The organism is Micromonospora rhizosphaerae (assembly GCF_900091465.1).
Taxonomy (GTDB): Bacteria; Actinomycetota; Actinomycetes; order Mycobacteriales; family Micromonosporaceae; genus Micromonospora; species Micromonospora rhizosphaerae.
Window position 1 is genome coordinate 5656725 of sequence record NZ_FMHV01000002.1, and the last position, 12561, is coordinate 5669285.

The 12561-nt window shown below is 69.6% G+C and carries 13 protein-coding genes and 2 pseudogenes; 8 read left to right on the forward strand and 7 right to left on the reverse strand.

The genetic code is table 11. The annotated features are described in order from the left end of the window. The first annotated feature begins 100 nt into the window (after positions 1-100). On the forward strand, positions 101-2518 hold the full coding sequence (locus GA0070624_RS26665; protein ID WP_091345659.1) for a beta-galactosidase: 2418 nt from the start codon (positions 101-103) through the stop codon (positions 2516-2518). A 113-nt stretch (positions 2519-2631) separates the two neighbouring features. On the opposite strand, the pseudogene GA0070624_RS26670 reads toward GA0070624_RS26665, so the two are convergent. The 4 genes and pseudogenes from GA0070624_RS26670 to GA0070624_RS26685 form a co-directional block, all read right to left on the reverse strand. Beyond that, a pseudogene (locus GA0070624_RS26670) lies at positions 2632-3194 on the reverse strand (IS5 family transposase); the annotation flags it as partial. A gap of 50 nt (positions 3195-3244) precedes the next feature. Then, positions 3245-4538, reverse strand: a pseudogene (locus GA0070624_RS26675) (IS256 family transposase). Between the two features lie 175 nt (positions 4539-4713). Beyond that, positions 4714-6321, reverse strand: coding sequence for a S8 family serine peptidase (locus GA0070624_RS26680; RefSeq protein ID WP_091345660.1), 1608 nt, complete (start codon positions 6319-6321; stop codon positions 4714-4716). Between the two features lie 80 nt (positions 6322-6401). Then, positions 6402-6767, reverse strand: a complete 366-nt coding sequence (locus GA0070624_RS26685; RefSeq protein ID WP_091345661.1) for a hypothetical protein — start codon at positions 6765-6767, stop codon at positions 6402-6404. Positions 6768-6900: 133 nt separating this feature from the next. Between GA0070624_RS26685 and GA0070624_RS26690 the strand changes: the two genes are divergently transcribed. From GA0070624_RS26690 to GA0070624_RS26700, 3 genes are all read left to right on the forward strand, one after another. Further along, positions 6901-7263: a helix-turn-helix domain-containing protein gene (locus GA0070624_RS26690; RefSeq protein WP_091345662.1), complete on the forward strand. Its 363-nt coding sequence runs from the start codon at positions 6901-6903 to the stop codon at positions 7261-7263. A 36-nt stretch (positions 7264-7299) separates the two neighbouring features. Beyond that, complete coding sequence (locus tag GA0070624_RS26695; RefSeq protein WP_091345663.1) at positions 7300-7503, forward strand: hypothetical protein; 204 nt, start codon at positions 7300-7302, stop codon at positions 7501-7503. Positions 7504-7741: 238 nt separating this feature from the next. Further along, positions 7742-8242: an integrase gene (locus GA0070624_RS26700; RefSeq protein WP_176731892.1), complete on the forward strand. Its 501-nt coding sequence runs from the start codon at positions 7742-7744 to the stop codon at positions 8240-8242. A gap of 144 nt (positions 8243-8386) precedes the next feature. On the opposite strand, the gene GA0070624_RS35050 is transcribed toward GA0070624_RS26700, so the two are convergent. The 3 genes from GA0070624_RS35050 to GA0070624_RS36090 form a co-directional block, all read right to left on the reverse strand. Next, positions 8387-8908 (reverse strand): hypothetical protein, encoded by a 522-nt coding sequence (locus tag GA0070624_RS35050; RefSeq protein ID WP_176731893.1) that lies wholly within the window; start codon positions 8906-8908, stop codon positions 8387-8389. Between the two features lie 69 nt (positions 8909-8977). After that, entirely contained in the window at positions 8978-9523 is a 546-nt protein-coding gene (locus GA0070624_RS26705; RefSeq protein WP_245719007.1) for a CbrC family protein, read from the reverse strand. Positions 9524-9536: 13 nt separating this feature from the next. Beyond that, positions 9537-9974, reverse strand: a complete 438-nt coding sequence (locus GA0070624_RS36090) for a hypothetical protein (protein WP_245719008.1) — start codon at positions 9972-9974, stop codon at positions 9537-9539. Positions 9975-10060: 86 nt separating this feature from the next. Between GA0070624_RS36090 and GA0070624_RS26710 the strand changes: the two genes are divergently transcribed. The 4 genes from GA0070624_RS26710 (at position 10061) to GA0070624_RS26720 (ending at position 12553) form a co-directional block, all read left to right on the forward strand. Further along, positions 10061-10480 carry a DUF4259 domain-containing protein gene (locus tag GA0070624_RS26710; RefSeq protein ID WP_091345665.1) on the forward strand — a complete coding sequence of 140 codons (420 nt, stop codon included), beginning with the start codon at positions 10061-10063 and terminating at the stop codon, positions 10478-10480. Positions 10481-10636: 156 nt separating this feature from the next. Continuing rightward, entirely contained in the window at positions 10637-10792 is a 156-nt protein-coding gene (locus GA0070624_RS35055) for a hypothetical protein (protein ID WP_176731894.1), read from the forward strand. Positions 10793-10825: 33 nt separating this feature from the next. Next, positions 10826-11125, forward strand: a complete 300-nt coding sequence (locus GA0070624_RS26715) for a hypothetical protein (RefSeq protein WP_091345666.1) — start codon at positions 10826-10828, stop codon at positions 11123-11125. A gap of 105 nt (positions 11126-11230) precedes the next feature. Further along, positions 11231-12553 carry an ATP-dependent DNA ligase gene (locus GA0070624_RS26720; protein WP_245719009.1) on the forward strand — a complete coding sequence of 441 codons (1323 nt, stop codon included), beginning with the start codon at positions 11231-11233 and terminating at the stop codon, positions 12551-12553. Positions 12554-12561 lie beyond the last annotated feature (8 nt).

The window sequence follows — 12561 nt, forward strand, 5'->3', positions numbered from 1 at the left end:
ACGTGGCTTACGGAAACCGGTTTCAGGCGACCATAGGCAGCCGAGACGAACTTCACAAGCCTCGGGTCCATAATCTCCTGTGTAAGGAGCTCTGCCCTATATGCCAGAAGTGCTACTCCGCGATCGCCGGATCCTCGTGGACGGCCGGCCCGAGCTGCTGCTCGCCGGCGAGGTGCACTACTTCCGCCTCGGGCGGGCCGACTGGGCGGACCGGCTCAACCGCCTACGCGACTGCGGCGGCGACACTGTCGCCACCTACGTGCCATGGCTGTGGCACGAACTGCCGGACGGCTCGGTCGACCTGACCGGGCGTACCCACGAGCAGCGCGACCTGGCCGGCTTCCTCGACCTCGCGCACCAGCGCGGGCTGCGGGCCGTGGTCCGCCCCGGCCCGTTCGTCATGGCCGAGCTGAAGAACGAGGGCATCCCCTACCGGGTGTACGACGAGCACCCGCACCTGCTGCCCACCACCTGGGACGGCGCGCCGATCAGCACCCGCACCATCGACTACCTTGCGCCCGAGTTCCTCGCCGCGGCCGACGGCTGGTACGCCCAGGTGATGCCACTGATCGCGGAGCGGCTCGCGCCGCGCGGCGGACCGGTGGTGGCGGTCCAACTCGACAACGAGATCGGGATGCTGTCCTGGGTGACCAACTCCCCCGACCTCACCGACGGCCTCTGCGCCGACCTGGCCCGCTGGGCGGTCGAGCGGTACGGCAAGGACACCGCCGCGGCACGGATCGGCGCCGATCCGGCCGATCCGGCGGCGTGGTCCACCGCCCTGCGTACCCCGGCCGAGGAGCGGTCGCTGGCGCTGCACGACGACCTGGGCCGCTACATGCGGGACCGCTACCGCCGGTACGTGGCGGCGCTGCGGCAAAGCGCCGAGCGGCACGGGGTGACCGGGGTGCCGTTCCTGGTCAACGTCCACGGCACCGCCGACCGGCGGGGCCGCACCTTCCCGATCGGGATCAGCCAGCTGGTCGAGGCGTACCGGGGGCAGCCACAGCTCACCTCGGGCTCGGACTACTACCTCGGCGACCTGACCGTCGGCAACGTCGCCGACCTGTACGTGTCCAACGCCTTCCTGGCCGCCACGCACGACCGCGCCCAGCCGCTGACCTGTTTGGAGTTCGAGGCCGGCAGCGGCGACTACGGCGAGGATCTGTCCACGCGCTACCCACCGGAGGCGATCGACCTGAAGACCCGGCTCTGCGTGGCGCAGGGCAACCGGCTGCTCAACCTCTACCTGTTCGCCGGCGGCCACAACCCGCCGATGGCCGAGCCGGTCGGCGACGGCAACAACCGGATCGCGTTCACCGGCGAGCGGCACGGCTTCGCCGCCCCGGTCGGCCCCGAAGGGCGGCTCAACGCGACGTACGGCGCGGCAAGGCGGGCACTGCACGCCGTACGTGGGGTAGGCGACCTGCTCGCCGACGGCGACGAGGAACACGACGGGTTCGCCCTCGGATTCATTCGCGACCATTACCTGACCGAGTACCACCACCCGGCGTCCACCAAGCGGGCGGCGCAGGTCGCCGAACTGGAACGGTTCCGCGGCATGGGCGCGCGGGACGTGCTGGCGCGGGCACTGCTGCTCGCCGGCTACTCGTTCCCCGCAGCGGACCTGCAGGCCCCGGGCGGCGCAGCACACGTGCCGGGCGGTACACCGCCGGTGCTGGTGCTGGCCACCGCCAATACCCTCGGTTCGGACGTCCAGCAGCGGCTGGTCGACCATCTGCGGGCCGGCGGCCGGCTGCTGCTGCACGGACCGCTGCCCACCCAGGACCACGACGGCACGCCGTGCACCCTGCTGGCCGACGCGCTCGGGCTGCGGCCGGACGGCTGGCTGGAGGGCGGGCCACACTACTTCCCGTCGGTGGTGGGCCACGACTGGGCGGCCGGCCCCGCCGAGGTCCGGGTCGGCTACGCCCAACTGCTCGCCGGGCCCGGTGAACGGCTGCTCACCGAGGTCGGCTCCGGCCGTCCGTGCGGCACCGAGGTGACCGTGGGCGCCGGCCAGGCCGTGGTGATCGCCACCGACTACCCGTGCCACCTGGACTTTTGGCGAGCGGTGCTGGACCGGCTCGGGGTGCGGCCCCGGCTCCGGCACGATTCAGGCGACCCCGGGCTGCTGCTCACCTCGACCGTGGACCGGTCCGGCCAGCGGCTGCTTCACCTGGTCAACGTCGCGCCGTCGGCGATCGAGTTCGGCCTGTGGCACCGGGACAAGGCGGTATTGTCCGGCCGGCGGCTGCGCATCGGCGCCCGCACCGGACTGATGCTGCCCGCCGGAATCCGCGTCGGGCCGGCCACACTGGTGGAGAGCAGTTGCGAACTGGTGGCCCGGAACGGCTCGAACGTGCTGCTCCGGCCGACCCAGACCGAGGATGTCGCGGTCTTCACCACCGACCGACCGGTACGCGCCGACCGGGGCGAGGTGACCATGGCCGACGGTCGGACCACTCTGACCGTCCAGGCCCCAGATGGCGAACCGGTCCGGGTCAGCGTCGACTGAACCCCGCACCGGATGACCGCCCACTCACAGACCGGGAGGCGACCGGCGCACCGAGGTGCGCGCGGAAGGCGACGCCCGGGATTCCGAAGACCAGTTGGATGGACTCCGGTCCGCCGTTTACGGGGCCGGCCGGGTCCAGGCTCGTTCACGGCGATGGCGTCGAGCAGGGCCAGTAGCTGGGGGTTGTCGCCGGCCTGGCCTGGGGTGAGCAGGATCGACAACGGCCTGCCGCGTCCGTCGACGGCGAGGTGGATCTTCGTGCTCAGACCGCCGCGGGACTGGCCGATGGCCTCGCCATCTTGCGCGCCAGGCGTCGCCGTACTTGTTGGGGAGCCCCCTTTTTGCGGGCGCCAGCGGCATGCTGGTGCGCCCGCACGATCGACGAGTCGACGCTGATCGTCCACTGCACCGGTGTGCCGTCGTCGTGGACCTGCGCCGCGGCCAGGATCCGATCCCACGTCCCATCCGCCGTCCAGCGGCGCAGGCGTTCGTGGCAGGTCTTCCACGGCCCGAAGCGTTCCGGCAGGTCACGCCAGGGCGCGCCGGTGCGCAGCTTCCACAGAGTCCCGTTGATGACCTGCCGATGATCCCTCCACCGCCCCCGAGAACTTCCCGGTTCGGGCAGCAGCGGCGCGATCACCGCCCACGCTTCATCGGTCAACTCACCACGACGCACCACCGTCAGATCGTCAACGATCAACCGCTACAAGATCGGCAGGACACGCCCTAGGCGGCTGTGCTCGTGGCGGTCTCGGCGGCGAGTCGTTCGACGAGTTTGCCGCGTTCGAAGCGGGCGCCGGCGCGGACCAGGGCGACGAGGTGGGGCGCGTTGACGGCCCGCCACCGCTGCTGGGCGGCCTCGATGAGCTTGAACGCCACGGCGACGCTGGCGGCTTTGGAGCCGGGGCCCTTGGTGACCTTGGTGCGGTGCCGGACCGTGGCGAAGGTCGACTCGATCGGGTTCGTGGTACGCAGGTGCACCCAGTGCTCGGCCGGGAAGTCGTAGAACGCGAGGAGCTCGTCCAGATCGTCAACGACCGTGGCGACGGCCTTGCCGAACTTCGCCCCGTAGGCGAGCTTGAACACGGCCACGGCGCGGCGGGCGTGGTCGCGGTCCTCGGCGTTCCAGATCTCGGCCAGGGCCTTCTTCGCCCCGGGATGGGCGGATTTCGGCAGCGCCGCGAGGACGTTGGCGATCTTGTGGAACCAGCAGCGCTGCTCCCGTGTCTCAGGGAACACCTCGCGTAGCGCGTTCCAGAACCCGAGCGCACCGTCGCCGACCGCCAGGATCGGGGCGCGCATGCCCCGCCGCCGGCAGTCGCATAGCAGGTCGACCCACGACCCGGCCGACTCGCGGTAGCCCTCCGCGAGGGCGACGAGTTCCTTGCGGCCGTCGACGCGCACCCCGACGATCACCAGCAAGCACAGTTTCGCCTCGTCGAGGCGCACGTTCAGGTGCGCGCCATCGGCCCACACGTAGACATAGTCCGCACCGGACAGATCCCGGTCGGCGAAGGTGCGGGACTCGTCCTGCCACTGCCCGGTCAGCCGGGTGATCGTGGCCGCGGACAGCCCGGAGCTGGTGCCGAGGAACTGCTGCAACGTCGGCACGAAGTCCTGCGACGACACCCATGCAGGTACAGCAGCGGCAGCACCCCGCTGATCTGCGGGGACTTGCGGCACCACGCGGGCAGGATCGCCGAGGCGAACCGTTTGCGCTCGCCGGTGGTCTCGTTGACGCGCTTGTCGTTGACCCGCGGCGCGGCCACCTCGACCGCACCAGCCGAGGTGAGCACCTGCCGCGGCCGGGCGTGACCGTTGCGCACCACCAGCCTGCGGCCCTGCTCATCCACCTGGTCGGCGTGGGCGGCGATGTACGCCGCGACCTCGGCCTCCAGCGCCGCGGCCAGCATCCGCCGGGCACCGTCACGCACGATCTCGTCGATCAACGACCCGCCGGACGCGGCCGGCTGCGGCACCGCCATGGCGTGGGCTCTTCCGGGTTGACGACGGTAAGCACGTACCTTCCCGACGCGCGTTTGGCGCGCGGGCTCTACTCGATTCCTTGGATTCGGACTCGCCGGGAGGGTACGCCCCCACGGCGCTCATCCACAGTTTTCGAGCCATGCTCACTGTCCGCGCGTCGGAGGTGATGAGGCCGCCCTGGTGCGGACGGCCTCATCTCGAATGCGAATTTATCCCGCGGGCATCATCGGTGCGCGGCCGTAGCTCCATGATGTCCGCGCCATGGTCGGGAACAAACCTACGGCGGTGGCGGCATCGGGCAGACCGCGGCCAATCCTCAGCGGGTCGATGAACATCAAAGGTTGGCAGCTTTCCTTCAGGATCTCGAAGAGCCGATCGACCCGTGCTGGGCTGCGCATCTGGAACATGGTGCGAAAGTCCGGGTGGTGGGCTAGGACAAGGGCCGCGAGCGCAGCGACGTGTGGCACCGCAACAGCCGTGCCATCGAGTGCACCCAGATTGTTTGGGGGAAGCGTGGACACCACGGCCACGCCGGGTGCACAAAGATCGATCTCCGGTCCGCTGGCGCTAAACCGTGCCGCGAAGTATCCCTCGGGGCTCGGCGCACCGGTGAACTGGGTGGCATGGTAGCTGTCCGGCGGAAAGGTGCCGAGCTTTCCGATCGCCGCGACGGCGAGCACGGTCGGTAGCGCGGCGGGAAAGCTGACCGGGCCGGCGTTGCTGCCGGCAGCAGCGATGCAGGCGATCCCTGATTGACGCGCCTCTTCGAGCTTCCTGGCAACCAGCCACGAGGGGTGGCGGGTGCCTACGTTGAGCGCGATGACGTCAACCTGGGCCGCGATGCAATGTTCCAGTGCCTCGAACAGGTCGCTCACGTGTCCGCCGGGGAAGGCCTTGTAGACGTGCAACTGGGCCTCTGGTGCGAGCCCGATGACCTGGTTGCCCGCGTCGGCGGCTGCGATCAGGCCGGCCGCGAATGTCCCAAACCCGGTCGAGTCGTCGTGCCACCCGCTGTCGTCGCCGGCGACGATGTCACGCCCTCCTGCGACCTGGTCGGCCACATCCTTGTGAGTCATGGCGACGCCTGAGTCGACGATCGCGATCCGCGCCCCGTGCCCTCGATATGTCGGGGGAACCCGGTCGAATCCCATCGCGCGGCGCGGCCAGTCATCCCCAGTGGACGTTGCGATCTTGTTGCAGACGATCCGGTTCGGCTCGGTCGCCGAGAGCCGGGGCCGCTCGCGCCAGACGCTCCAATGATCGTTTCGCGGCTGCACGTAGACGCCGGTCACCGCGTCGATCTCCTGCCTGGCTACCGTGGTCGTCGCGCGCCCATCCTCCGCGGTCAGCGCGGGTAGCGAGGGGTGTTCGGCGATCACGTGGACGGCCGCCCGGTGAAGCGGTGTGCCGTCTGAGTTCTCCACCTGGACCGCGATCTCGACAGGCTCGTCGTATGGAGTCACGCCCGGATCCGTCACGGCGATCGCGGCGGTGCCGTACCGGAGCGGCTGGTCGCTCTCGACGATCAGCTCCGGCATGGTCGCCAGCTGTGCTGCACGCGCCGGGGTCAGTTGTGCCACGACGATGGGCGGCGCCAGCGGCCCGGGCCGTTCTACCGGACGGATGACGCGGATGATCGTGGCTTCGCGATCCTCGCGCAGGCGGTCGACGATGTTCTCGCCGATCGGCTCCAGGTACGGCGCCAGCTGATATCTAGGCGTGGGCGCGATCAGGCAGCGCTCGGTCCGCGGCTCGGTACCGCGTGAGCCGCCTTTGCCCCTTTCCTTCTTGGCAGCGCGATTGGCGGGCTCAGCCATCTCCAGCCTCCTTTCGAGGCGATGATCACGACGACGCCGTGGCTTGAGTGGCGCCGTCGTGATCGGACCGTCGATTCGGTTCACCAAGCCATCGAGTACGGCCGCGCGACCTGCCGCTGGGCGAACTGGTGATACGGCTGCTGAAGCATCGCCGCGATGTACGGGGGCAGCTGGGCCAGCACGTGCTGGGCCGTCCAGAGGCCCTGCTGTGCGTTACTCAGGAGCTGAACGATGACCTGGATGCTCGGGACGATCTGCTCCACGCCCGGAGCCTGCGAGCCGATGGATGGGGTGCCGAACGGTTGCTGTCCCGGGCTGAACTGCGGGACCTGCTCAAACCCTGTCGGGGTGAACTGTCCCGGCTGCCCGTAAGTGCCCTGCTGCCACGGGAGGGCCTGCCCAGCGGGGCCTTGAAGGAACGGTGGCGCGTAGGTTGCGGTTGTCACGTCTACCTCCTCTGTACGGTATAGATGTACGACTGTCCATCATAACTGGACGATACGCCGGGGCCCGGACGTCGGCAAGAGGACGACGCAAGATAGACGAAAGACATGCGTCTCGCGTTATGCTCGGCCCGCGATGAACGCTTTACAGCAGCTGATACGTCATCGGATGGCCGAGAACCACTGGTCCTATGGCGATATTGCACGGCGTGGCGGGCTGCCGCGCTCCACCGTGCACAACCTTGCGACCCTGGAGCGGCTGAGCAGGCCACCACGTCCGGTGACTCTCGAGCGGCTCGCGAGGGGCCTTGACGTCCCGCTCGACACTGTCCGCGGCGCCGCGGCGACTGCGGCGGGGCTTCACGTGTGGCAAGAACCGGTATCCGATCCGGAGATCGAGGTCATGGTCGCAGGGTTGGCCAAGCTCAGCCCGGAGGAGCGCCGGCATGTCCAAGCGTTAATCCGCTCTTTGTTGAACGGCCGGCAGCAGCAGGACTAGGCTTCCCCACTGGGACGAACGCACAGAGGAGACGCCATGCGAGTCATTCGCCTGGCCGATCTACCGGTCATGGTGCACATCCGACGCCGCGACGAAGTCCTAGTCGCCGTACCCGTCCGACTGCCCGAAGACGACATCCTTGCCATCGCCAGCGTGGTCTTATCCGGCGACGAGTTCGCCGAGCTGGCCGGCTCCCTGGATCGCGGACACGACGGCCGGACAGCCCCACCGCACGGGTGAACTCGCCGTGGGTATGTAACGACCTGGGGGTCAATAGTGGTGATTGTTGAGCGGTGATTCACAATGCGGCCGCCGGGTCGGTGGCCAGGCCCGTGACAGCGCGGATGATGTCGGGTAGGACATCGCGGCGGCCGGTGTATGGCTGTAGTGGCCAGTGGGGCTCGTATTTCAGGTTCAGCCCGGTTGACATGGGGTTCTGTGTGAGGTCAGCCTTGTGGAAGCTGCGACGACCCGCGCCATGAGCGCTTCGTTGATGTACCTGCTACTGCGCCAGGTGCTGCAGATGTTGACCCAGCTCGCCCGGGACGGCGGAGCCAAGGGTGTCGAGATCCTGGTACTACGGCACCAGGTGGCGGTGCTGCGCCGCCAGGTGCACCGCCCAAATCTCGAACCGGCCGACCGGGTGGTGCTGGCGGCGTTGTCGCGGCTGCTCCCCCACCCGCAGTGGGCGGCGTTCTTCCTCACCCCGGCGACCCTGCTCCGCTGGCACCGGCAGCTGATCGCCCGGCAATGGACATACCGCACGCGCGGCCGGGCCGGCCGCCGGTGGCCAAGCAGATCCGTGACCTGGTGCTGCGGCTGGCCGCCGAGAACCCTTCGTGGGGGCACCGCCGGATCAAAGGTGAACTGGTCGGCCTCGATCATCAGGTGGCGGCCAGCACCGTGTGGAAGATCCTCAACCAGGCCGGGGTCGAGCCGGCGCCGCGGCGATGCGGGCCGACGTGGAAGCGGTTCGTGACCGCCCAGGCGGCCACCGTCCTCGCGCGATACGGCGGCAAGCACATCGGCCGGACCGATGTAACGGTACGGGCGCTGGTGACCCATCGCGACCTGTGCCACAGCCACGAGTCTCACCTCTCGGACCGAGCCGTGCCAGCCGTTTCTATAAGTCGCCGGGTGCGCCCGTGGCGGCGAACACCTCGACCGCGTCACGTAGCCGGTCGAGAAAGCCGGTCAGATTCTCTGCCACCACGTCGAATCGTGGGTCATCGCTGCGGTAGACACCGGCGACGATCTCGCCGGCAGGAAGCCGGTACACCGGCGAGCCGGTCACCGCCTCCACCGCGAACAGGGTGCCGCCGCCATCACTGGCGAACACGACCACGTCCGCGGTGAAGCGCCCCCGGATAGACGTCACCTCCCTGTGCAGGACCAGGCCGGGATCGTGGATGAAGTAGCCGTTGCCGACGTCCGGCAGGCTCACTTCGCGCACCTGCCGGTACCACGCGAGCAAATCGTCGGGCGGGCGCATGCCCGCCAGGGAGGCAAGCTCCTCCTCCCCCGCTGGGCCGCCGATCGTGTGCCGGCCCGGCGGATAACCAAACCGGACTTCGAAGCCCGGCAGCAGCCGGTCCAGGCACGCGGTGATGTCCTCGCGCCAGCGCCGGATGTACGCCACGTCCATTGGGCTATCAGATCCGTCCATCATCGGCCGACGCGCCGGCATCTGCTGACCTGTCCCTGCTGCCGCCGGTCATCCGATGTCCCAGGAGGCCAGGTGCACGCCGCAATACAGGCAGCGGAACAGGTACGCCGACGGCTCACCGCTGGCATCCATCCGCCGCAGCATCGCGTCGGCCTGATCTGCCGGCCACCCGAGCTGGTGCAGATCGTCCCGGATCATCGTCAGCGCATCAGGGTGGGTGCGCAGCTCCTCGTAGCCGCCCGGGCCGAGAAACGCGGCACCGTCGCCGCAGTGATACAGCCAGCTCGGCTGCTGCCAGGAGCCGAACCCCGGCGTGCGTTGCGTGACCTCCTCGACGACGGCGAACGGAACGTCTGGTGGCACGTCGGTCGCGTCGGTGAACATGCACGGGAAGTCGGCGGCGCCCGTCAACGTCCGCGCCGCCTCACCCGAGGCGATGCAGTGCAGGCACAGAACGTCGGCCTGGCGGCCGTAGATCGGACCGGCGTACCGCCAGCCGCGAGCAACCCCGCACAGCACGCACGCCTCGACCGTGGGGACGGCCGACCCGGTCGCGACCGGATCGGGGTGGTAACGGAACCGCGGCTGTGTCACTCGACCACTCCTGTCAGACCCGGGCCATGAGATGACCGCTGGGCGAGTAGTCGATTTTCCAATCGGCGTAGACCCCGAGGGCGTCGTCCGCGGTGCAGCGCAACGCCACCGACAGCCACCGCACCTCACCGTCTTCGCGCAGCGCGAACCCCACCGCAACGTCGAACCGCTCACCGCCGCACAGGCAGGCGGCGTTACCGGGATCTGCGTCCTCGGCGACGTCGAGGCCATCGAGCATTACAGACCGGTCACCGCACAAGTGGCAGGTGCGTTCGGCGTAGCCAGCGTCATCGTCGACCCGCACCCCGAACACCGACCCGCCGCACCGCGCACACGCCACGTGGACGACCCGGGCCACCGGATAGCCGCCCGCCCGGAACTCGCGTAGGTACGCGTCGAGCTCGGCCGCTGCCGTCTCCGGCCGCCGCTGCCCCGACCCGTCGATCGCCATCCGGGCACCATAGCCGCCTTCGTGTTCGGTGGGGTCCTGTCGGTGGCCGGTGCGAGAATGCCGCGCAACCGATCTTGGGAGGATCAATGGGGACCTGGGACAGCGGACCGTTCGACAACGACACCGCCGCTGACTGGTGTGGTGATCTCGACGACGCCGACGGTGCCAAGCGCCCGGAGCTGGTCCGCGAGGCGCTGAGCCGGGCCGCCGGCGCGGACGGCTACCTCGACGCCGACGCCGCCTGCCAGGCGATCGCCGCAGCCGCGATCGTGGCCGCGCAGCAGCCCGGCGGGCAGCCAATCACCTCCCCGTACGCGCCGGACTTCCTGCTCGACGGCGGCCGGCTCGACTTGCCCGACGACCTGGCTGTACTGGCGGTGAGGGCCCTCGACCGGGTCATGGCCGCGGACTCCGAATGGCGCGACCTGTGGCAGGAGCCCGCCGCCGGGGACGTAAACCCGGCCTTCGACGCCGTCCGCGGCCTGCGCAGAGTCCTGACGGCGTAGCGGGCAGCTGTTGCAACGTCCGGCGGCACGCCGTTATCGCTGGGTACCTGCGTCCGAAGCGGCCGAGGACCTGGTGACGGGCATGGGTGTGCCGTGGCGACGCAGCGCCGACTAGCTCGCGCGGATCCTGCGCCAGCACGGCCAGGAGCTGCGGCCGTGGCCGACGTCGCAGCGACGTGGCGCGGGTTCCGTGAATTCCTCCAGCTCGAAATCGAGGACTTGGACACCGAGCCGGACACGGACATCAACGGCCTTTCACCGGCAGGTCGGCAACACCACTCCTCTGAACGCAACCCGCACCCGGCCGGTTGAAGCGACAGCCATAGAGTTCAGCTGCCGACGACGATGACGGGCGAGGGAGGCGACTGCATCGACGACAAGCCCGACAAGTGTGGCTACTACGTCGCCGGGTCCAGCTGCAAGAAGGTCGAGTGGTGCGGGAAGGATGACCTTGTCGAGCCGGGAACGTGGGCGACTGATGGGGGTACGGGACTGACCGACTGCATGTGGGGGCTGTCCCTGCCGCCGGAGTACGGCTTGGATGACGGCGGCTACGCGACGTCCTACACGGAGGTCCAGGTGCCCAAGGGCGCCATCTTCGAGACCGGCAATTGCCTCGCCGGCTGGAAGTGGCTACACCCGTAGCTGGCACCTCAATAACACGCTCACGGCCCCCGGTTCGGGCCGTCGCCGTGTTCACGTAGAAGAGCACTGAGCCATTCGCGCTGCCCGATCTGCGCCCACGGTGCCATGCCGGTCGGGCACGATCGCGGCAGGGGGCCGGATGAGCGCGGTGCGCTGCGTGGATGGCTCGGCCCGGCCGGGGTGAGCCTCGGCTGGGCCGAGCCGGTGCTGCGTCGGCCGGTCGCCCCGATGCTGTCGGCCCCGGTGGACGCGGTGCCGCAGGGGCCGCGCCTGGCGTACGAACCCAAGTGGGACGGGTTCCGCGCTATCGCCTTCGTCGAGGCTGCCGGCGTCTACCTGCAGTCGCGCGCCGGCAAGAACTTGACCCCGTATTTCCCGGACATCACCCGGGCGATCCGCCACACCTTCCCGCAGGGGGTGATCCTCGACGGGGAGCTGATCGTGTGGGAGCGGGGGCGGACCAGCTTCGCCCGGCTGCAGCGCCGGATCACCGCCGGCCGGGGCCTGCTGATGATGGCGCGGGAACACCCTGCGCACTACGTCATGTGGAATCTGCTCGCCGACGCCGGCGGCCAGGTCGTGATCAACGCGCCGCCGTTCGAGCGACAGGCCCGGCTGACGGAGCTGCTCGAGGATGCGCCCGCGCAGCTGACCCTCACGCCGCAGACCACCGACATGGATGAGGTGGGCGATTGGCTGACCACGTACACGGCGGCCGGGATCGAGGGGGTGGTCGTCAAGCGGCTGGACGGCCGGTACGAGCCCGGCCGGCGCGGCTGGCAGAAGTTCCGGGTGCACATGGCGACCGAGGCGATCGTCGGCGGGGTGGCCGGCAGCCTCGGCAACCCGAGCACGCTGCTCCTCGGCCGGTTCGATCGACGGGGACACCTGCGCTACACGGGACGGACGCACCCGTTGGCGATGGTCCAACGCCGGGAGGTCGCGCCGCTGCTGTCCCCATCCCGGTTGCAGCGCCGGGGCATCGTCGCGCACCCCTGGCCGCAGCCGCTGCCGGCGGGCTGGAGCGGGCAGCTGGACCGACCCGAGCCGCTGCCCTACGTGCAGGTCGAGCCGACCGTGGTGGCCGAGATCGAAGTGGACACCGCCTTCGAGCACCGGCGATGGCGCCACCGGGTGCGGTACGTGCGACCGCGGCTCGACATGTCGGTGTACGACGTGCCACTGCTGCTTGGCGACGAGGCCGACCCGTTCTGGGACCGGCGGCCGGCGCATGAACGTCAGGGGCCGACCGGCGTGACCGTCGGGAACGAGAAGGTCAAGATCATCCAAACGGTTGCCCAGCGGCAAGCAGTTCGGGCGGACTTTTCACACGGTCGTGCGGAGTCGAATAGCGGACACGGGGGTGCTTCTTTCGGGCGCCCCACTTACCGTCTACCGGGACTTCGCGCGGCGGGGCGCCGCGCCTAGACCTGTGG